Here is a 20,063-nt window from a genome sequence, read left to right as displayed (position 1 = left end):
GAGGTCCGAGACGCCATTCAACGCCCCGGACCTTAAGCGGTCACTTCCGCACGGTATCGCAGAAGTAACAACCGGTAATAGCCATCCACCGGCATTGATGGACGGTCTTCAGCGCGACAGCGCGCGGCAGGCCTCGGCACAGCGGCGGCAAGCTTCGGCGCAGGCTTGGCAGTGGGCCATGCCGTGCCGGGCGCATTCGTTGGCGCAGCTGTCGCACAGGCGGGCGCACAGGGCGCAGATCTCCGGCGCGTGGGCGCTTTCGCGGGCCATGGCGGCGGCGGCCACGCGGCACAGCGCGGCGCAGTCCATGTCCAGGGCGATGCACTGCACCATGCAGCGCGGCTCGGGCTCGCGCAGGCACGCGGCGGCACAGTAGTCGCACGCATCGGCACATTCGTTGCAGGCGCGAATGCACTCGGCATAGCGCGATGCGGTGACGGTGTCGTGCGGGGCGGCCTGCGGCATGGAATGTCCTTTTTCCGCCAGTGCGGCGGCGCGTGATGGGGTGCAAACTGGGAAACGGCTTCGACGTTTATAGAAATGCCCCCTCGCGGGCCCTGTAGGACGGCGCTGCGACCTCGCACCGCCGGACCCCTTTCAATTTTTTGCACAATGGCAGCATGAATCGCAGAAACCTCCTTCTCTCGGCCGCCGCCCTCGCCACGGCGTTTGCATCCCCGCTGGGCTACGCGCAGGATGCGCCGATCCGCCTGATCGTGCCGTACGCACCCGGGGGGCCGCTGGACGTCACGTCCCGCGCGCTGGCCGAGCGGGTGCGCGACACGCTGGGCACGGTGATCATCGACAACAAGGCGGGCGCGGGCGGCAACATCGGCGCCGATGCCGTCGCCAAGGCCGCGCCGGACGGTCTCACCATCGGCCTGGCCGCCACGGCGACGCATGCCGTCAACCCCTGGCTCTACAGCCGCATGCCTTACGACGCGGCCAAGGACTTCGCCGGCATCACGCAGATGGTGAGCGTGCCCAACGTGCTCGTCATCAATGCGGCCAAGGCGGCGGAACTCAAGATCAACACCGTGGCCGATTTGATCGCCTACGCCAAGGCCAACCCCGCCAAGCTGAACTACGGCAGCGGCGGCAACGGCAGCGCAGGCCACCTGGCGGGCGAAATGTTCAAGCAGCGCGCCGGCATCTACGCCCTGCACATTCCCTACCGCGGTGCCAGTCCCGCGCAACTGGCGCTGCTGGCCGGCGAAGTGGACTTCAACATCGACAACCTGGCCGCCGCCGCGCCCAACATCCGCTCGGGCAAGCTCAAGGCGCTCGCAGTGACCTCGCCGCAGGCCAGCGCCATGCTGCCGGGCGTGCCCCCGCTGTCGGCCACGTTCAAGGGCTTTGCGATTGAGACGTGGTGGGGCCTCGTGGCACCAGCCGGCACGCCCAAGCCCGTCATCGCCAAGCTGAACAAGGCCTTCGTCGCCGCGCTCAATGCGCCGGAGACCAAGACGCGCTTCGCAGCCCTCATGGCCGAGCCCGTGGGCACCACGCCCGAGCAGTTCGATGCCTTCATGGCGTCGGAGCGTGCCAAGTACCAGCAGGTGGTGAAGGCTTCCGGCGCGAAGGTCGACTGACCAGGCCAGGGCCCGCAGCCGCCCTTGGATCGAAACGGCCGCCAGCGCATACCCATCGTGGGCCGGCAGCTATATTTTCAATAGCAAATCGTTTCAGGCGGCGGCGCGGAACTGCCGCCGGTAGGCGGAGGGCGCAATGCCCACCGCCGCCGAGAAATGCTGCCGCAGCGAGACGGCGGAGCCGAAGCCCGACGCCACGGCCACGGCATCGATCGACTGATCGCCCCCTTCCAGCAGGCGCTGCGCCAGCGCGATGCGCTGGTTCTGCAGCCATTGCCCCACCGTGGTCCCGGTGGACTGGCGAAAGCGGCGCGTGAAGGTGCGCGGGCTCATCACGGCACGCTCGGCCAGCGCCTCCAGCGTGTGCGCCTCGTGCAGGTGTTCGCCCAGCCACTGCAGCAGCGGCGCGAGCCGATCCCCCCGCACCGAGGGCGCCACCGGCTGTTGGATGTACTGCGCCTGGCCCCCCTGCCGGTGCGGGGCCACCACCATGCGGCGCGCGGCGCAGTTGGCGGCCTCGGCACCGTGCTGCTGGCGCAGCAGGTGCAGGCAGCAGTCGATGCCCGCTGCGGTGCCGGCCGAAGTCAGCACCGTGCCATCTTCCACATACAGCACCTCAGGCCGCAGCGCCACCTGCGGGTAGCGCTGCGCAAAGGCCTGTGCCAGCGCCCAGTGGGTCGTGGCGGCGCGGCCGTCGAGCAGCCCCGCCTCGGCCAGCACGAACGCCCCCAGGCACAGACCCACGATGCGCGCCCCCCGACGGTGCGCGGCCCGCAGCGCCGCGAGCAGTTCGGGGGGCGCGGGTGCCAGGTTCTCGTGCCAGGACGGCACCACGATGATCTGCGCACGACGCAGCACCGCGAGGCTGTGCGCCACTTCGATGCCGAACCCGGCGGACGTGCGCATCGGGCCGGGCGCCACGCCGCACACCCGCAGCCGGTAGCGCGGTGCACCTTGCGCCGTGCGATCCTCGCCGAACACCAGGCAGGGCACCGAAAGGTGAAAGGGGCTGATGCCGTCGAAGGCCACGACGGCCACGGTGTCGGGGGCGGGCTGGGAGATGGTGCGCATGATGGCCCGATTCTATCGATCGGTGTCAATCCAGCCACTTTCAGCGATGGCGCGGAAGGCGAACAATCACCTCTGACCCTTCCGCCGCTTCAGGCAACCACCCTTCAAAAGGACTTCGAGAATGCCCACCACCCCCACCCCTCCCCGCCGCGCCCTGGTCGTCATCGACGTGCAGAACGAGTACTTCGCAGGCGGCAACCTGCCCATCGAATACCCCCCTGTGGCGGACACGCTGCCCAACATCGCCCGCGCCATGGACGCCGCTCAAGCCGCCGGCGTGCCAGTGGTCGTGGTGCAGCACACCGCGCCCACGGGCGCGCCCGTGTTCGACAAGGCCACGGACCGCTGGCAACTGCACCCGGAAGTGGCGCGCCGGCCTGCCGACCACCGCATCGAAAAACAGCTCGCCAGCGTCTTTGCGAACACCGACCTGGCCGACTGGCTGGCTGCCCGCGGCATCGATACGCTGACCGTGGTGGGCTACATGACGCACAACTGCGACGCCAGCACGGTGTTCGAGGCCGCGCACCGGGGTTTGGCCGTGGAGTTCCTGAGCGATGCCAGCGGCGCCCTGCCCTATGCCAATGCGGCCGGCCGCGTGAGCGCAGAGGAAATCCACCGCGTGTTCAGCGTGGTGTTCCACAGCAACTTCGCGGCGGTGGCGACGACCCGGGACTGGCTGGCGGCCGTGCAGGCCGGCCAGGCCCTGCCGAAGGGCGATGTGTATTCGTCGAACCAGCGCGGGCGCGAGGCCGCCTGAACAGTAGCGCAGTAGCGGCGAACACCGACCCGTCGGCGCTCCCTGCGGAGCGCGGAGGGGGGGTTGTTCAGGGCCAGAAGGGGCCGAGCCGCTCGATGCGCTGCGACTGCACGGCGGCCAGGCGGGCGGGCTCGACGCGCCCCGGTGCGATCTCGGCCAGGGGCTGCAGCACGAAGGCACGCTCGCCCATGCGCGGATGGGGTACGGTGAGTTCCGGGGTGTCGATGCGCTCGTCGCCGTACAGAAGCACGTCCAGGTCCAGCGTGCGCGGCGCGTTGCGGTAGGGGCGCTCACGGCCGGCCGCCTGCTCGATGGCCTGCAGGGCATGCAGCAGGTCGACGGCGGCCAGCGGGGTGGACAGTTCGGCCACGGCATTCCAGTAGTCCGGCCCCCCGGCATCCACCGGTGCGCTGCGGTAGAGCGACGACACCCGCAGCAAACGGCTGCCGGGCCATTGCGCCATCGCATCGAGCGCGCCGAGCAGCGCTGCCCGCGCATCGCCCAGGTTGGCGCCCAGGCCGATCCAGGCGGAGACCGGGGTGCCGGGGCCGCCCGCGGGAAAGGACACCGCCGCCATGCCGTGCCCCGCCCCGTTCAATCGCCCGAAGGGCCGGACGAGGCCGCGGGGGCCGCGCCCTCGCCGCCACCACCGCCCGAGGGCTTGCGGCGGCGCCGGCGGCGCTTCCTGGGGGCGGCCTGGCCGTCGCCGGCCGGGTCTTCGCCGCCATCGTGTTCATGGTCCTGGCCGTCCTGCCCTTCCTGATCGCCCCGGGAGGGGGCTGCGGCCGGGCGAGCCTCGCCAGGGGAGGCTGCAGCGCCGTCCGCCTCCGCCGCAGGCCGGGGCACGCGGCGCACGACGGGCTGGGCCTTGCGCTGGCGGGACTTCTGCTCTTCGCGGGCCTGGTCAATCATGTCGTCGCGGCGCATGTCGTCGGCGTGCTGGAACTCCTGCCACCATTCGGCCAGCGCCTCCTCGACCTCGCCCACATCGGCGCGCAGGCGCATGAAGTCGAAGCCGGCGCGAAAGCGTGCCTGAGCCACCATGCTGTAGGGCGTGGAGCCCACGCGCTTGTCGAAGCGCGGCTGCATGACCCAGATCTCGCGCATGTCGGCGGCCAGCTTGCCGCGGCCCGATACGTCGCCGATGCGCCGCTCGAACACGTCGTCGATGGCGTCCTGCAGCGCGGGAAACGGCTGCTCGCGCTGCGCGATGCGCCGGTCCCAGCCGGTCTTCACGTCCTGCCACAGCACGCAGGCCAGCAGGAAGCTCGGCGCCACGGGCTTGCCCTCGCCCACGCGGCGGTCGGTGTCGGCCAGGGCGGCGCTCACGAAGGAGGAGTCGGCACGCTCGACCACCACGTCCAGCAGCGGGTAGATGCCGGTCGCCATGCCCAGCTTCTTGAGCTGCGCGATCGTGGCCAGCGCGTGCCCCGTCTGCAGCAGCTTGAGCATTTCGTCGAACATGCGGCTTTGCGGCACGTCGGCCAGCAGCGCCTGCGACTCGATCAGCGGGCCCGCCGTCTTGGGCTCGATGGTGAATCCCAGACCCGCGAGCTTCGCCGAGAAACGCACGGCGCGGATGATGCGCACCGGGTCTTCGCGGTAGCGCGTGGCCGGGTCGCCGATCATGCGCAGCAGCTTTTTCTTCGCGTCCTGGATGCCCTTGTGGTAGTCCACCACTACCTGCGTTTCGGGGTCGTAGTACATCGCGTTGACGGTGAAGTCGCGCCGCGTGGCGTCTTCGTCCTGCGGACCCCAGACGTTGTCGCGCAGCACACGGCCGCTGGCGTCCACGGCGTGCTGCATGCCCACCAGCTGCTGCTTGCTGGTCTTTTCGTTGCCGCTCACCTGCTGCTCGATGGCGGTGTTGTCCAGGTAGGCACGGAAGGTGGAGACCTCGATCACCTCGTGCTCGCGGCCGCGGCCGTGCACCACGTGCACGATGCGAAAGCGCTTGCCGATGATGAAGGCGCGGCGGAACAGGCCCTTGACCTGCTCGGGCGTGGCGTTGGTGGCCACGTCGAAGTCCTTGGGCCGCAGGCCCAGCAGCAGGTCGCGCACGGCGCCGCCCACGATGTAGGCCTCATAGCCCGCCGCCTTGAGCGTGCGCACCACGTCGGCCGCGCGGCGGTCCACCAGTTCGGGGTTGATGCCGTGCACCGAGGCAGGCACTTCCTCGCGCTTGCCGAAGCGGTTCTTTCCGCGGCCGGCGCCGGGGGCGCCCTTGCCCAGCAGTTTGTCGATGAACTTCTTGATCATGGTTGGGTGGGAAAGAGATCCAATATGCGCCAGCCACGCTGCTGCGCGAGCGCCCGCAGGCGGGGGTCGGGGTTGGTGGCCACCGGGTGATCGACGGTTTCGAGCAGCGGCACGTCGTTCATGGAGTCGCTGTAGAACGTGCTCTCCACGCCGCTCCAGGCCAGGCCGCGCGCCGCCAGCCATTCTTCCATGCGCCGCACCTTGCCTTCGCGCATGGTCGGCGTGCCCTCGATGGCGCCGGTGTACCAGCCCTGCGCGTCGCGCGCAAGGCCCATGGAGAGCAGCTCGTCCACGCCCAGCGCCTGGGCGATGGGGCTGGTCACGAACTCGTTGGTGGCCGTGATGATGACCACCTGGTCACCCGCCGCCTGGTGCTGGCGCACCAACTCCAGCGCCTGCGGATGGATGGCGGGGCCGATCACCTCGCGCATGAACTGCGCATGCGCCGCTGCGGCGGCCTCGGGCCCGCGCTGGCGCACGGCCTCGATGGCAAAGCGCACGTAGTCGTGCACGTTCAGCGTGCCGGCCTGGTAGTGGGCGTAGAACTCGTCGTTGCGGCGGCCGAACTCGACCGGGTCGTGCCAGCCGATGCGGATGGTGAACTCGCCCCACTCGTAGTCGGAGTCGAGCGGCAGCAGCGTGTGGTCGAGGTCGAACAGGGCCAGCCGAGGGCGTTGCGCCGGGGGTTCAGGGTTCATGCGGTGTGGGGTGTGGAAAAAGGGGGCGGGCGGAGGGAGGCAAAGCCGGCAGCGTGCGCCGCTATTCGGACTCCAGCATGGCCCGCAGCAGGGGAATGGTGATGGCGCGCTGGGTGCGCAGGGCGAAGCTGTCCAGTTGGTCCAGCAGCTGCATGAGGCTGCCCAGATCGCGCGAGAAGCGCTTGAGCATGTAGTCCATCACATCGTCGCCCAGGAAGATACCGCGCGCGTCGGCCTCCTGGCGCAGCACCGCGCGGCGCTCGGCCTCGCCCAGCAGGTGCAGCTGAAAGATGTGGCCCCAGCCCAGGCGGCTGCGCAGGTCGTCGCGCAGCGGCAGGTCGGCCGGCGGCGTCTGGCCGGCAGCCAGCACCCAGCGGGGCTCGCCCACGGCGGGGCTGATGGCATTGACGAACCAGTTGAAGGCGGCGGCCTGCTGGGCCGTGTTGTACAGGTGCACCTCGTCCAGCAGCACGGCGGACCAGCGGTCGTCGAACGCCGTGGGCTCGGCCACCGAGGCATCGAGCCAGCCGACCGAGGCGCCCTGCTCGCGCAGGGCCTCGCGCACGGCCTCCAGCAGGTGGGTCTTGCCGCTGCCCGACTCGCCCCAGAGATAAGTGGGCACCGGCGAGCGCAGCACCTCGACGGCGCCGTCGCCCACGGCCAGCCGCAGGTGCTGCAGGGCCGCCTCGTTGGTGCCGGCAAAGAACCGGGACAGCGTGGGCCCGGTGGCCAGGCCGATGTCGAGCGCGAGCTGCTTCATGCGCCGCGCCCCGGCATGGCGCACCACACGCGCCGCGCACCCGGACCGCAGCGGCAGGCGCGGTGCGGGACGAAGGGCGGCAGTGGGGGGCGAGGCGGCATGGAAGTGGGAATGGCAAAGGGCCGGATGGCAGGGCGCGCGGGACACGCCGGCGCGAATTTTAGTCTGCCGCGGCGACCCGTCCGGCCACGGCGCCACGGGCCACCCGCGGCCACGCCATCCGCCGGCCCGCGGGGGCATTGGCGGGCAAGGCGGGCGGGGCCTTTAAAATCCGCCGCTCCAGCCCGCCGCGCGGGCCCACCAGCACTCACGAACCCTTCCATGAGCTCCTCCGACTCCTCCACTCCCATCTCCTACAAAGACGCTGGCGTCGACATCGATGCCGGCGACGCGCTGGTCGAGCGCATCAAGCCGCTCGCCAAGAAGACCATGCGCGAGGGCGTGCTGGCCGGCATCGGCGGTTTCGGCGCCCTGTTCGAGGTGCCCAAGCGCTACCAGGAGCCGGTGCTGGTGAGCGGCACGGACGGCGTGGGCACCAAGCTCAAGCTGGCCTTCGAATGGAACATGCACGACACCGTGGGCATCGACCTGGTGGCCATGAGCGTGAACGACGTGCTGGTGCAGGGTGCCGAGCCGCTGTTCTTCCTCGACTACTTCGCCTGCGGCAAGCTGGACGTGGACACGGCCGCGGCCGTGGTGGGCGGCATCGCCCGGGGCTGCGAACTGTCGGGCTGCGCCCTGATCGGCGGCGAGACGGCCGAAATGCCCGGCATGTACCCCGCCGGCGAGTACGACCTGGCCGGCTTTGCGGTCGGTGCGGTCGAAAAATCCAAGATCCTCACCGGCAAGACCGTGGCAGCCGGCGACGTGGTGCTGGGCCTGGCCTCGGCCGGCGTGCACTCCAACGGCTTCAGCCTGGTGCGCAAGTGCATCGAGCGGGCCGGCGATTCGGCCCCCGCCACGCTGGACGGCAAGCCGTTCAAGCAAGCCGTCATGGAACCCACGCGCCTGTATGTGAAGAACGTGCTGGCCGCGCTGGCCAAGCACCCCGCGCCGCAGGATGCGGCATCGGCCGGCGGCATCAAGGCCCTGGCCCACATCACGGGCGGCGGCCTGCTGGAGAACATTCCGCGCGTGCTGCCCGAGGGCCTGGCCGCCCACCTGAAAGCCGGCAGCTGGCCACAGACCGAGCTGTTCGCCTGGCTGCAAAAGACGGCCGGCATTGACGACATCGAGATGAACCGCACCTTCAACAACGGCATCGGCATGGTGGTGGTGGTCTCGGCGTCCGAGGCCGAAGCCACGGCCGCCACGCTGCGCTCGCTGGGCGAGACGGTCTACACGATCGGCACCATCGCCGAACGCGGCGACGGCGCGCCCGTGGTGGTGGGCTGACCCCCTCAGCCGCACCCCGCCGCCCATGATGGAGCCGCTCGCACCGCACGACGTTCCGCCCTCCGCCGCCGGCCCCGTGCGGGCGGCTCCCACCGAGCCCGGCCCGGCCGGTGCCGGCGTGCCTGTGGGCACCGCAGCGGCGGCCCCTTCCCAGGTCTTGGCCAATCCCCCCGCCCGGCACCGCGGCGTGGTCACGGCCAGCTACGTGCTCATGGCCGCAGCCCTGCTGCTGGTGATGTGGCAGGGCCTGCTGCCCGGCCTGCTGTGCGCCTGCCTGGGGTTTCTGCTCACGCGCTGGCTGGCGCCGCGCCTGGCCTGGCCGCCGGGGCGCAGCGTGCACCGGCCGTCCGGCAGCGGCGCCACGGCGGGCCAGGTGATCGCGGCGGCCGTGGTCATGCTGGCGCCGCTGTCGCTCATCGTGCTGGCGGCCTCGCATTCGCGCAGCTACATCGTCGAGGCACCGCAGCAGTACCGCGAACTGCTCGACTTTCTCGCCCGCACGGTGCTGGAGCTGCGCCTGAAGCTGCCGCCCGACATCGCCTCGCACCTGCCCGAAGGCGCGGTGGAGATCCAGCGCACCATCGCCGGCTACCTGGGCGCCAAGGCGGGCGCGCTGGCCATGGCCGGCCGCGCGTGGCTCAGCGGCCTGCTGCATGCCTACGTGGGCCTGCTGATCGGGGCCCTGGCCGCCGTGCGCACGCTGGACGGGCCCCGCGGACCGCTGGCCGAGGCGCTCTCGGCGCGCATCACCTGGTTCGGCGAGGCCTTCCGCCAGATCGTGGCGGCGCAGTTCTGGATCGCGGCGTTCAACACGCTGCTGACGGCGGTCTTCCTGCTGGGGGTGCTGCCGCTGTGGGGCATGCAGCTGCCCTACACGCCCGCGCTGATCACGCTCACCTTCCTGGCGGGGCTGGTGCCGATCGTCGGCAACCTGCTGTGCAACGCGGTCATCACCATCGTGGGGCTGTCGGTGTCGCCGGCCGCGGCCATCGCCTGCCTGGCGTTCCTGATCCTGATCCACAAGGCCGAATACGTCATCAACGCCAAGGTGGTCGGCCAGCGCACCCACATGGGCGTGTGGGAACTGCTGGCGGTGATGTTCGTGGCCGAAGCGGTGTTCGGCCCGGCCGGTCTGGTGGCAGCGCCGCTGTTCTACGCGTACCTCAAGAAGGAACTGCAGGCAGCGCAGCTCGTCTAGTGCGTGTTATGCACTTTTCTCAGTGAGAGCAAAGCCGTGAGTAGCGTTTGCGGATGCCCCGCGAGCCGTACCCAAGGGACGTCAGCGATGAAGAATGGAGCTTCGCGGCACCCTATCTGCCCCTGATGGACCGGCACGCTCCCAGCGAGGGCACGATCTGCGGGAAGTCTTCAATGCCTGCGCTGGCTGTTACGCGCGGGACCGCCCTGGCGGATGCAGCCCCATGGTCCCGCCGCCCTGGGAGGTGGTCTATCAGCACGCCGGCGCTGGTTGGACGCGGGTTGCTTCGAGGCGATGGTCTCGAACTGCGCTCCATCATTCGCGTGGCGCAGGGTCGCCAAGGCCAGCCCAGCGCCGTGGTGATGGATGGGCGCACGTGCAGTCGAGCACGGCAGCAAGGTCCATATGGCCGTGGACACGCTGGGCCACCTGCTGGCGGTGCCTGTCACGCCGGCTGGCGAACAGGAGCGTGCCCAGCTGCAGCGCCTGTGCAAGGACGTGACGCAGGCCACGGGCCGCACAGTGCAGCGTGCCTGGGCGGACCAGGGCTTCGTCTTGCTGCCCCGGCGCTGGGTGGTGGAGCGCAGCTTCGTCTGGCTGGCGAGATTCCGCAGGGCTCTCGCGGGACTGCGAGCGACTGCCCAAAGTGCCCGGCGGGCTACAGTTCCTTGTCTTTGCGATGCTCATGCGGCCCACCACCGCAAAATTGCTGGCTCGGGCAGGAAGTTCATCACACGCTTCAGGCCGCGCGTTCAGGCAGATCGTCCAGGCAGCGCGGACCTGCGCCTGGCAGCGGAGCCCCGCCCTGCCACCCGCGCCTCCATCGCGGCCCGCCCCCCACGCGCAAAGCCCATGTCACAAAACCGCCCCACGGGTTTGTGCCGAGCCAGCGCCTTCCACTCCAGCATTACGCTTGTCCGGCGCGCCACGCAGCCCGTGGGATGGCGTGCAGCGTCCCACGGCCCCAATCGCTTGCCTCAAAGGGTTCCCATGACCATCGCAAGAAAACTGGCCCTCCTCCTGCTGAGCGCCATTCTCGGCATCGCGGTGATGACGGCGTGGTTCCTGATCTCCGAGCGACAGCTCATCCTGCAAGAGCGCCAGACCGGCGTGCGCCAGGTGGTCGAGGCGGCGCACGGCATCGCTACGCACTTCCATGACCTGAGCACCAAGGGCGGGCTCTCCGACGAAGAGGCCCGCAAGCGCGCGGCCGCTGCCATCCAGGCACTGCGCTACAGCGGCAACGAATACGTCTGGATCAACGACATGCACCCTCGCATGGTGATGCACCCGGTGCGCCCCGAGTTGAACGGCAAGGACCTGACCGACAACAAGGACCCCAACGGCAAGCCGCTGTTCATGGAGTTCGTGCGCACCGTACAGGCCAGTGGCGCAGGCTTCGTGCCTTACCTGTGGCCCAAGCCCGGCAGCGAAGCGCCGGTCGAGAAGACGTCGTACGTCAAGGGTTTCGCGCCCTGGGGCTGGGTGATCGGATCGGGCGTGTACATCGACACGGTGAACGCCGCCATCTGGCAACGCGCCCTGGGGTTCGGATTGGTGGCGGCGCTGCTGGGGGCTGCGCTGCTGGTGATAGGCACCTTGATATCGCGCAACCTGCTGCGCCAATTGGGCGGCGAGCCCGGGTACGCACGCACCATTGCCCGCAGCATTTCGGAGGGCGATCTGTCGGTGGCGGTGGACACGCGCCAGGGCGACCACTCCAGCCTGCTGCTGGACATGCAGGCCATGCGCGATAGCCTGCACCGCATCGTGCAGCGCGTGCGCGACGGCACCGAGCACATCGCTGGCGCGTCGCAGCAGATCGCCGCCGGCAACCACGACCTGTCGGCCCGCACCGAATCGCAGGCCAGCGCGCTGGAGCAGACCGCCGCCTCCATGGAGGAGATGACCTCCAACGTGAAGCAAAACGCGGACAACGCCCGGCAGGCCAGCGTGCTGGCGCAATCGGCGTCCGACGTGGCGCGCCGGGGCGGCACGGTGGTGGACAAGGTGGTGCAGACCATGGGCTCCATCGATGCGTCGTCGCGCAAGGTGTCCGAAATCACCGGGGTCATCGAAGGCATCGCGTTCCAGACCAACATCCTTGCCCTGAACGCAGCGGTCGAGGCGGCGCGGGCCGGCGAACAAGGGCGTGGCTTCGCGGTGGTGGCCACCGAAGTGCGCAGCCTGGCGCAGCGCTCGTCCGAGGCGGCCAAGGAGATCAAGGCGCTGATCAGCCACTCCGCCGAGCAGGTGAAGGCCGGCACCCAGCTGGCGCAAGAGGCCGGCACGACCATGCAGAACCTTGTGGACAGCGTGCTGCGCGTGTCCGCCGTGATCAAAGACATCAGCCAGGCCAGCCGCGAGCAGACCGATGGCATCGAGCAGATCAACGAAGCCATCTCGCAAATGGACCAGGGCACGCAGCAAAACGCCGCGCTCGTCGAGCAGGCCACCGCCGCTGCCGCCTCGCTGCAGCAGCAGGCCAACGAACTCAAGCAGGTGGTAGCGGCCTTTCACCTGCACCGGGCCGCGGAAGGCTCGGAAGGTTCAGGGCAAGGCACGGCCCAGGCTGCGCTGCGTCGGCTGGGGCCGGCCCGTCGGCAGTTGAACTGACGCCAGCGCTCCCTGCGGTGGTGGCACCGGCCCACACCAGGGTGTCCAAGAAACGTTATTTGCTATTTTTTTAATAGCACTCAGCACATATAGATCTAAGGCATCAGCCTCTTTTTACCATCAATCCCTCATGGCGCAGGTGGGAACTGCCGCACCACGAACGCCCAGATCAGCGCGGAGGCGTCCGGGCCGTCCGGATCGCTGTAGGGCACGCTGGCCAGGCCGCCGCTCCAGGCATGCCCCAGGCCCAGGATTTCGCGCAGCGCCACCACGGTGCGGCCCTGCCGCTTGAACTCGGTCAGGCGCGTGGCGTGCCGCTTGCCGCGCTGCTGCATGCGCGCGGCGCCGGCCTTGGCGCCCAGCGCCTGCGCCCACAGCTCGGCGGTCGCGCAGGCATTGCGGGGCGATACCACGCCGTCGGCCTCGCCGTGCAGCACCAGCAGCGGAGGCAAGGGCAGCGGGCCTTCGGGCGGGGGCGGGCCCATGCCCAGCACCCGGGGCGCGGGCTCGGGCAGCAGGGCTTCGCGGCGCCCGCTCATGGCGGCCAGCGCCTGGGCGGACGACTCCGCCGTGCCCGGCGCCACGCCCGAATGCATGGCCACCGCGCAGAACCGTTCCGGATAGCGCGCCGCCAGCAGCACCGCCATGCATGCGCCGGCAGACAGGCCGGCCACCGCCACGCGCGTGAGATCGACCGGATGGCGCCGCGCCACCTGGTCCACCGCCGCCATGAGCGTGGCCGCTTCCGCGTGGGCCTTGCCGTTGCGGTGCGAGAACCAGTTCCAGCATCCCTGCGCGTTGGCGATGCGCTCCTGCTCGGGGTACAGCACCAGAAAGCGCTCGCGGGCAGCGAGCCGGTTCATGCGCGAACTGGCGGCCAGATCGGCCCCCGTCTGCCCGCAGCCGTGCAACATCACCATCATGGGGAGCTTTTCGCCCGCGCCCAGGGCCAGGCCCGGGGGAATGTGCAGGTGAAAACGCCGCGCGCCGGCCGGGCCGGGGGCGATGCCGCCGATCCATTCGCCCGCCCCGGGCGGCACCTTGCGCGGCGCCCGGGCCTTGGGTGTGGCGGCATTCACCAGCGATAGCAGGGGCTTGGCGGCCGCCTTCACCCGCGCGGGGCGCGTGGCGCGGGCCAGCGCCTTCAGGTTGCGCTGGTAGGCCCGGGTGAAAACGGACAGGGAAAACAGGCGGGAGCTGCGGGGCATGGGCGGTCGTCCAATCGGCGGGGTAGCGGGTTCACCATACCAGTTTTGCTGCAGTGCAGCATTTTTTGGGCCTGCCAGAGCTGGAATTGGGCGCCACGGCCTACAAACCCGCCGGCCGCGCGCCATCGAAACATGTCCTGAAATGATCGATCCCTGGCCGCCCCGGGCCGGACGCCGGCCGCCGCCGCTTTCAAAATCAGCGCCATACTCCACCACCCATCGAAGCGCCCCCATGAAAACCTGTCTCATAGTGATCGACGCACAGGAATCGTTCCGCCAGCGGTCCTATTTCACCGCGCAGAGCCTGCCGCCCTACCTCGCCGCGCAGAACGCACTCATCGAGGGCTGCGTGGCCCGGGGCGTGCCGGTGGTGCGCATCTTCCACAGCGACGGCCCCGCCGAGGCCGGCAACCCGTTCGCCATCGAGTCCGGCCACGTGCGCCCGCTGGAGGGCCTGGCGCCGTTCGACGCCACCGCCACCTTCACCAAATCGCGCCACAGCGCACTGGTGGACACGGGCCTGGCCGTCTGGCTGACGCAGCACGGCATCCAGCGCCTGATCGTGAGCGGCATCCGGACCGAGCAGTGCTGCGAGACCACCACCCGCCATGCCTCCGACCTGGGCTGGCAAGTGGACTACGCCCTCGATGCCACGCTCACCTGGGACATGGTGCAGGCCGACGGCCGCACGCTCACCGCCGCCGACATCCGGGACCGCACGGCCACCGTGCTGCAGGACCGCTTCGCCACCGTGTGCACCGCCGCACAGGTGCTGGAGCGCGTGGCCGCCGCAGCCTGATCCCCGCCATTTCCGCCCCCCACCCCGTCCCCCCCCCCTCCGCCATCACGACGAAAGAAGACGCGCCATGCTGGAACTGCGCCCCACCTGCGAACACTGCAACACCGCTTTGCCGCCCGCCTCGCCCGATGCGCGCATCTGCAGCTTCGAGTGCACCTTCTGCGCCGACTGCGTGGACCACGTGCTCGGCAACGTGTGTCCCAACTGCGGCGGCGGCTTCGCCCCGCGCCCGATCCGGCCCGCGCACAACCACAAGGGCAACAACTTCCTGGGCAACGACCCCGCCAGCACCGTGGTGCGCCACCGGCCCGTGGACCCGGCCGCCCACGCGGCCTTCGCCGCCGCCCTGCGGCAGATTCCGCCCGCACAGCGATGAGCAGCGGCCCCGGCGCCCCCATCCACGTCTTCTTCGCGCTGCTGCCCGGCAGCCTGGTGCTGGACTGGGCCGGGCCCGCCGAGGCGCTGCGCATCGCCAACCAGGTGCTGCAGGCGCGGGGCGGGCCGCCGGGCTTCGTGCTGCACTTCGTCAACCCGGCGCCCGAATCGGTCACCTCGGTCGGCGTGTCGCTGACCGGGCTGGCGCCGCTGCCGGCCACGCTGCCGCAGCCCGCCTGGGTGGTGCTGGTGGGCCTGCCCGGGCAGCGCATCGATGTGCAGCGCAGCGAGGCGCGCGAACTGCTGCACTGGCTGCGCGGCCTGCGGCTGGCCACGGGCCGCCTGGAACTGGTGACGGTGTGCGCCGGCGCCGTGCTGGCCGCGCACGCAGGGCTGCTGGCCGAACGGCGCGCCACCACGCACCACCAGCACCTGGCCGAACTGGCCGAGGTGGAGCCCCGCTGCGACGTGGTGGCCAACCGCGTCTTCGTGGCCGATGGCGCCCTGCACACCAGCGCGGGCGTGACCACGGGCATCGACCTGGTGCTGCACCGCATCGCCGACGCCTGCGGCCCGGCCATCGCCGCCGAGGTGGCGCAGACCATGGTGGTGGCGCTGCGGCGCGGCCCGCACGACCCGGAAATGTCGCCCTTCCTGCACCACCGCAACCACCTGCACAGCGCGCTGCACCGCGTGCAGGACGCGGTCGCCCAGCAGCCCCAGGCCGACTGGAGCGTGCCCGCCATGGCCGAGGTGGCGCACGCCTCGCCGCGCCACCTGACCCGCCTGTTCCTGGACCACGCCGGCATCGCGCCGCTGCAGTACCTGCGCCGCATCCGCCTGGCCACCGCCGAGGCCGCACTGCGGGCGGGGCGCAACGTGACCGAGGCGGCGGCGCTGGCGGGATTCAGTTCGGATACGCAGCTGCGCCGGGCGTGGAAGCAGTTCGGGCGGGGTGGGACGCCGTCGCAGCTCGGGGGAGCGGGTGGCCGCGCAGGGCCGCCGGGCCTCTAGAGCGCGCGCCTGCGTCCGGGGCGGCCGCTTGCGGTGGGTTGCTGGCACGGGGTGCAGGGCAGCGCCACCCGGTCGTCGGCGAAAGGCTGTTCGCAAAGGGCGTGGGAGCGCCAAGCGGGGGCCGCTGCTGACTCGGGCCTTGTGAAGGGCATACTTTGCCAACGGCCCAGCCGCTCACCGCTGTCATCCACCATGCCACAGACCCAACCCACCCCCCTCTCCATCCGATCGCGCCTGCGGGGCGCGGTCTACGGCCTGCTCGTTGGCGATGCGCTGGGGGTGCCCTACGAGTTCTCCAATGCCGCAGAACTGCCGGAACTCCGCTTGATCGAGATGGCACCGCCCGATGGATTTCGCCGCGCCCATCCGGGAGTGCCTGCAGGCACCTGGAGCGATGACGGAGCGCAAGCACTGCATCTGCTGAAGGTTCTTCTCGATGGGGACCACGCACTGGAAAGCAGGTTCGCCGATGGCTTGCAGTCCTGGCATTCCTCCGGTGAACTGACACCCGATGGCCGCGTGTTCGACATCGGCATCCAGACGCAGGAAGCCTTGGCGAACCTCCGGCGAGGTGTGCCGCCCAGCCAGAGCGGCCCTTGCGAAGAGAGAAACAATGGGAATGGGTCGCTCATGCGGGTGCTTCCCACGGCCTTGCTTCCCGCTGCCGACGACCGGGTCCTGATCGACCGCGCGAGAAGGCAAAGCCTTCCCACCCATGGGCACATGAGGTCGCTGCTCGCGTGCGCGTTGGCGACCTTGGTATCCGCCCGCCTTTTCAGGGGCCTCTCGTTCGTGGAGGCGCTCGACGGGGCCCAGGAGCACCTCGAAGAGACCACATCCGAATCCGAGCGATTTGAACTTCGCATCCTGTTGAACGGGCGGTTTGATCCCCCGAGCGGAAGCGGGTATGTGGTGGACTGCCTTTGGTCGTCCGTTGCAGCCGTCCTTCGCACGCGCAACTTCGAAGACTGCGTGCGGTGCGCGATCGGTTTTGGCAACGACACCGATACCACTGCCTGCGTCGCGGGGGGATGGGCGGGACTGCTCTATGGCGAGCAAGGCATTCCGCTGCGATGGCGCGAGCAGCTTCAAGGAAAGCCCCTCGTCGAGCCCTTGCTCGACCGCCTGCTCGCCGCCTGGGAGTGATTCCTGCCAGAACCGGCAAGGAAAGAGAAGGCGCCAAGGCGGCGGCTCGCGGAAAGGTCCGGCGCTTCAGGAACACCGCACTTCACCACGCCGGGCGCCTGATCGGTGAGGCAAAATGCCCCACCCCGCCCGGCCCCGAAATGCCGTGCCGAATGCAACAATCGGGGCCGGGTTCGGCACCCGTCTCGGCGCCGACGAAACCACCGGAAAAGCATTTGGAGGCCATGCACCTCACGATTGATCTTTTCACGCAATCGCCAGGAAATGCTCAAAAAATGGATTGGTTCCCTATCGTCTTCATTGCGTTCAAGGTCATCGTGCTCGGAACGGGCATGTTTTTAGCCATCAAGTGGCACCACGATCAAGGCAAGAAGAAGAAGAAGAAAAAATAATGCCGGCCGGGTTGGAGGGCGCCCACCAAACGCACCCTTGACACCCCCGGTGGGTCCAACAGCATCGCCCGCAAGAGGCGTTGTTTCTAATTCGGTCCGATAAGAACGATCCGCGCCCAAAGGTTTTTTGACCCGCAGCCACCGCCGGCCGAATGGCGCTGCAACGCGAGGTTCGAAAACGAATGGGGTGCCAGCCCTTCCCCACCGACCGTGGGCGCTTCGCACTCCCACTTAGTTCGGACCGTCCACCATCAGCCTCAGGTTCTGCACTGCCGCCCCGGCAGCACCCTTTCCCAGGTTGTCCAGCACTGCACTCAACACGATCTGCCCCGTGCGCTCGTTCCATGAGACGGCCAGGCCCATGTCGTTCGAACCGTTGTGGACCTGCGGGTCCCGTTCGGTCATCGGCTCGGCCGACGACATCGGCAGCACGTGCACATGCGCCGCATCGCGGTACCGCTGCGCCAGGCATTCGTGGATGCGTGCGCCCGAAACCTGTGCGGGCAGCATTCGCGCATGCAACCCGATGGTGAGCACGATGCCCTGACGGTAGCTGCCGTAGGCCGGCACGAAGAGGGGCGGCTCGGCCAGGCCCGCGTAGGCCTGGATTTCCGGCACGTGCTTGTGCTCCAGGGCCAGGCCGTAGACCGTGAGCGAATGCGCGCTCACTCCTGCCTCGTGCGCTTCGGCCCCCGCCCGGCCCATGCCGGAATAGCCGGAAACGGCATGGATGGTCAGCGGATAGTCGGCGGGCAGCAGGCTCGCATCCGTCAAGGGCCGCAGCAGGGCGACTGCGGCGGTGGGGTAGCAGCCCGGGTTGGTGACCCGTGACGCCTTGGCGATGCGTTCGCCTTGCCGGGCATCGAGTTCCGGCAGTCCGTACACCCAGCCGGGGCTGGTGCGGTGGGCGGAGCTGGCGTCGATGACGCGCACGCCGGGGTTGTCGATCATCGCGACCGCCTCGCGCGCGGCGGCATCGGGCAGGCACAGGATGGCGATGTCGCAATCGTTGATCGCCGCCTTTCGCGCGGCCGGGTCCTTGCGCAAGCCCGCAGGCAAGGTGTGGATGCGAAATTCCGAGCCCCGGAGCCGGTTCTGCAGGTCCAGGCCCGTGGTGCCCTGGTCGCCGTCGATGAAGATTTGGTGGTTCATGGAGCGCGATCGTAGGGAGACCGCCTCGATGGCTCCAGCGAAATATCGGCAACCGCAAGTTAAGAAAAATTAAACTGTCGGCATGCGAGAACTGAGCCTGGACCACTTGCGCACCCTGGTTGCCATCGCCGATCTCGGCTCCCTGGCCAATGCGGCGCGCGCCCTTCACCTGGCGGCCCCCACGGTCACCGTGCAGATCGCGGAGCTGTAGTCGCGCCTGGGCGGCCAGTTGCTCGTTCGCGGGCGGGGGCCCGCGCAACCGACGGCCCTGGGCGAGCGGTTCATCGCGCGGGCGCGCCGGCTGCTGGCGGATGCGGACGATGCCGTCGAGGACGTTCGGCGCCAGCTCGCCGGCCAGACGGGCCGCGTGCGCGTGGGGGCCTCGACCGGCGCCATCGCGCACCTGCTGCCGCCCGCGCTCGAGCGCCTGGCCCGGCAACACCCCGGGGTCGATGTGAACGTGCAGGTGCTGACCTCCAACGAAAGCATGGCCCGGCTCGCGGCCGGCAGCCTGGACCTGGCCGTGGTGGCGCTGCCGCAGCCGGCCGTGCGCGGCGTGCAGGTCACGCCCCTGCGGCGCGAGGCGGTGGTCGCCTTCCTGCCATCGGCCTGGAAGGCGCCGCAGCGGCTCACGGCGCAATGGCTGGCGGAGCGGCCGCTCATCATGAACGACGCCTCCACCCGCCTGTACCGGCAGACCGCGGAATGGTTCTCGGCAGCAGGCGTCCATTGCCGGCCCCGGATCGAGCTCAACTACAACGACGCAATTCGCACGCTGGTCGCCGCCGGCTACGGAGCGGCGCTGCTGCCGCAGGAATCGTACGAGGCCACGCGCGATCCGCGCATCGCCATCCGCCCGCTCCGCCCGGCGCTGTGGCGGCAGCTCGGCCTCGCGGTGAGTGACCGGGGCGCCAGCGGGCCGACGCGTTTCGTGCTGGAGGCGTTGCTGCCGGAGAAGGACCCGGCGGCGTGAGCCGCACCGACTGCCGTTCGCCGGGCGGCGATGGCAACGGGGCGAAACACCGGACAGCTGCCGGGCGCCAGCACGGCGTGGCCGGTGGATACTGCGCACCGCCGCCTCTCGAGCAGCCCTCCTCCACCCGCTTTTTTGCCCCCTGCTTTTCCAGCCTTTTCATGGACCATCCGCTCACATCGCCCACTCCACGCCATCGCGCCGTGCTGTTGGCAGGCATCGCCCTCTGTATCGCCCTGGGACTGGCCTCGCGCCGGTGGCCCGGTGTGCTGTTTCCCGAAGCGCTGGGCAAGTACCCCGGCGATGCGCTGTGGGCGCTGATGGTGATGTTCGGCTGGGCCTGCCTCTGGCCGCGCATGGCCCCGGGACGGCTGGCCCTGCTGGCGCTGGCGACTTCGTTCGCGGTGGAGTTCTCGCAGCGGTACCAGGCGCCGTGGATCAACGCGATCCGTAGCACCACGCCGGGCCACCTGGTACTGGGGTCGCGGTTCAACGCGATGGATCTGGCGGCCTATGCCGTGGGCGTGGTGGTCGGCCTGGGGCTCGACGGGCTTTACCGGGCCTGGTTGCGCCGAAGGACTGAGAGACAGACGGCACGTCCCGATTGAGCGGCCGGGAGTGCGCGAAGGCCCCTGCCCGTCCGGATGCCCGCAAG

19 protein-coding genes and 2 pseudogenes are annotated in these 20,063 nt (G+C 69.8%); 13 read left to right on the top strand and 8 right to left on the bottom strand.

Going from position 1 to position 20,063, the window contains the following annotated elements; translation table 11 throughout:
• Positions 1-108 precede the first annotated feature (108 nt).
• Positions 109-465 (bottom strand): four-helix bundle copper-binding protein, encoded by a 357-nt coding sequence (locus AVKW3434_RS11125; RefSeq protein ID WP_272564461.1) that lies wholly within the window; start codon positions 463-465, stop codon positions 109-111.
• Between the two features lie 155 nt (positions 466-620).
• Between AVKW3434_RS11125 and AVKW3434_RS11120 the strand changes: the two genes are divergently transcribed.
• On the top strand, positions 621-1,592 hold the full coding sequence (locus AVKW3434_RS11120) for a tripartite tricarboxylate transporter substrate binding protein (protein WP_272564462.1): 972 nt from the start codon (positions 621-623) through the stop codon (positions 1,590-1,592).
• 93 nt (positions 1,593-1,685) lie between these two features.
• Here the strand turns inward: AVKW3434_RS11120 and AVKW3434_RS11115 are convergent, their stop codons facing one another.
• The gene (locus AVKW3434_RS11115) at positions 1,686-2,663 is read right to left on the bottom strand and encodes a GlxA family transcriptional regulator (protein ID WP_284405890.1); all 978 of its coding nucleotides are present in this window, start codon (positions 2,661-2,663) and stop codon (positions 1,686-1,688) included.
• Between the two features lie 121 nt (positions 2,664-2,784).
• On the opposite strand from AVKW3434_RS11115, the gene AVKW3434_RS11110 reads away from it, so the two are divergent.
• A complete protein-coding gene (locus AVKW3434_RS11110; protein ID WP_284405889.1) occupies positions 2,785-3,423 on the top strand; it encodes a cysteine hydrolase family protein in 639 nt (212 codons plus the stop codon).
• A 67-nt stretch (positions 3,424-3,490) separates the two neighbouring features.
• Here the strand turns inward: AVKW3434_RS11110 and folK are convergent, their stop codons facing one another.
• The 4 genes from folK to hda all read right to left on the bottom strand — a co-directional run bounded on the left by folK (position 3,491) and on the right by hda (position 7,140).
• A complete protein-coding gene (folK, locus tag AVKW3434_RS11105; RefSeq protein ID WP_284405888.1) occupies positions 3,491-4,000 on the bottom strand; it encodes a 2-amino-4-hydroxy-6-hydroxymethyldihydropteridine diphosphokinase in 510 nt (169 codons plus the stop codon).
• 17 nt (positions 4,001-4,017) lie between these two features.
• Entirely contained in the window at positions 4,018-5,682 is a 1,665-nt protein-coding gene (gene pcnB / locus AVKW3434_RS11100) for a polynucleotide adenylyltransferase PcnB (RefSeq protein WP_284405887.1), read from the bottom strand.
• The gene (locus AVKW3434_RS11095) at positions 5,679-6,380 is read right to left on the bottom strand and encodes a histidinol-phosphatase (RefSeq protein ID WP_284405886.1); all 702 of its coding nucleotides are present in this window, start codon (positions 6,378-6,380) and stop codon (positions 5,679-5,681) included. Before AVKW3434_RS11095 ends, pcnB begins: the two co-directional genes overlap by 4 nt.
• Positions 6,381-6,441: 61 nt before the next feature.
• Entirely contained in the window at positions 6,442-7,140 is a 699-nt protein-coding gene (gene hda / locus AVKW3434_RS11090; RefSeq protein WP_272548576.1) for a DnaA regulatory inactivator Hda, read from the bottom strand.
• Positions 7,141-7,461: 321 nt separating this feature from the next.
• On the opposite strand from hda, the gene purM reads away from it, so the two are divergent.
• The 4 genes and pseudogenes from purM to AVKW3434_RS11070 all read left to right on the top strand — a co-directional run bounded on the left by purM (position 7,462) and on the right by AVKW3434_RS11070 (position 12,349).
• Positions 7,462-8,535, top strand: coding sequence for a phosphoribosylformylglycinamidine cyclo-ligase (purM, locus tag AVKW3434_RS11085; RefSeq protein ID WP_272564468.1), 1,074 nt, complete (start codon positions 7,462-7,464; stop codon positions 8,533-8,535).
• Positions 8,536-8,560: 25 nt separating this feature from the next.
• The gene (locus AVKW3434_RS11080; protein ID WP_284405885.1) at positions 8,561-9,733 is read left to right on the top strand and encodes an AI-2E family transporter; all 1,173 of its coding nucleotides are present in this window, start codon (positions 8,561-8,563) and stop codon (positions 9,731-9,733) included.
• Between the two features lie 53 nt (positions 9,734-9,786).
• A pseudogene (locus AVKW3434_RS11075) lies at positions 9,787-10,463 on the top strand (transposase); the annotation flags it as partial.
• Between the two features lie 260 nt (positions 10,464-10,723).
• Positions 10,724-12,349, top strand: a complete 1,626-nt coding sequence (locus AVKW3434_RS11070; protein ID WP_284405884.1) for a methyl-accepting chemotaxis protein — start codon at positions 10,724-10,726, stop codon at positions 12,347-12,349.
• A gap of 128 nt (positions 12,350-12,477) precedes the next feature.
• On the opposite strand, the gene AVKW3434_RS11065 is transcribed toward AVKW3434_RS11070, so the two are convergent.
• Complete coding sequence (locus AVKW3434_RS11065) at positions 12,478-13,557, bottom strand: extracellular catalytic domain type 1 short-chain-length polyhydroxyalkanoate depolymerase (RefSeq protein ID WP_284405883.1); 1,080 nt, start codon at positions 13,555-13,557, stop codon at positions 12,478-12,480.
• Positions 13,558-13,789: 232 nt separating this feature from the next.
• Here AVKW3434_RS11065 and AVKW3434_RS11060 point away from each other — a divergent pair, with 232 nt between their 5' ends.
• The 5 genes from AVKW3434_RS11060 (at position 13,790) to AVKW3434_RS11040 (ending at position 17,283) form a co-directional block, all read left to right on the top strand.
• Complete coding sequence (locus AVKW3434_RS11060) at positions 13,790-14,356, top strand: cysteine hydrolase family protein (RefSeq protein WP_284405882.1); 567 nt, start codon at positions 13,790-13,792, stop codon at positions 14,354-14,356.
• A 67-nt stretch (positions 14,357-14,423) separates the two neighbouring features.
• Positions 14,424-14,732, top strand: coding sequence for a DUF1272 domain-containing protein (locus AVKW3434_RS11055; RefSeq protein WP_284405881.1), 309 nt, complete (start codon positions 14,424-14,426; stop codon positions 14,730-14,732).
• Positions 14,729-15,745: a GlxA family transcriptional regulator gene (locus AVKW3434_RS11050; protein WP_284405880.1), complete on the top strand. Its 1,017-nt coding sequence runs from the start codon at positions 14,729-14,731 to the stop codon at positions 15,743-15,745. Before AVKW3434_RS11055 ends, AVKW3434_RS11050 begins: the two co-directional genes overlap by 4 nt.
• A gap of 192 nt (positions 15,746-15,937) precedes the next feature.
• A complete protein-coding gene (locus tag AVKW3434_RS11045; RefSeq protein ID WP_284405879.1) occupies positions 15,938-16,891 on the top strand; it encodes an ADP-ribosylglycohydrolase family protein in 954 nt (317 codons plus the stop codon).
• Positions 16,888-17,283 carry a hypothetical protein gene (locus tag AVKW3434_RS11040; RefSeq protein WP_284405960.1) on the top strand — a complete coding sequence of 132 codons (396 nt, stop codon included), beginning with the start codon at positions 16,888-16,890 and terminating at the stop codon, positions 17,281-17,283. Before AVKW3434_RS11045 ends, AVKW3434_RS11040 begins: the two co-directional genes overlap by 4 nt.
• Before the next feature lie 231 nt (positions 17,284-17,514).
• Here AVKW3434_RS11040 and argC read toward each other — a convergent pair whose 3' ends face one another.
• The gene (gene argC, locus AVKW3434_RS11035; protein WP_284405878.1) at positions 17,515-18,435 is read right to left on the bottom strand and encodes an N-acetyl-gamma-glutamyl-phosphate reductase; all 921 of its coding nucleotides are present in this window, start codon (positions 18,433-18,435) and stop codon (positions 17,515-17,517) included.
• A gap of 82 nt (positions 18,436-18,517) precedes the next feature.
• Between argC and AVKW3434_RS11030 the strand changes: the two are divergent.
• Positions 18,518-19,408, top strand: a pseudogene (locus AVKW3434_RS11030) (LysR family transcriptional regulator).
• Positions 19,409-19,569: 161 nt separating this feature from the next.
• Positions 19,570-20,016: a ribosomal maturation YjgA family protein gene (locus AVKW3434_RS11025; protein WP_284405877.1), complete on the top strand. Its 447-nt coding sequence runs from the start codon at positions 19,570-19,572 to the stop codon at positions 20,014-20,016.
• Positions 20,017-20,063 lie beyond the last annotated feature (47 nt).

It is taken from the genome of Acidovorax sp. SUPP3434 (genome assembly GCF_030159015.1).
In the GTDB taxonomy this organism is placed as follows: domain Bacteria; phylum Pseudomonadota; class Gammaproteobacteria; order Burkholderiales; family Burkholderiaceae_C; genus Paracidovorax.
This window is presented reverse-complemented; position numbering and strand designations above follow the sequence as displayed.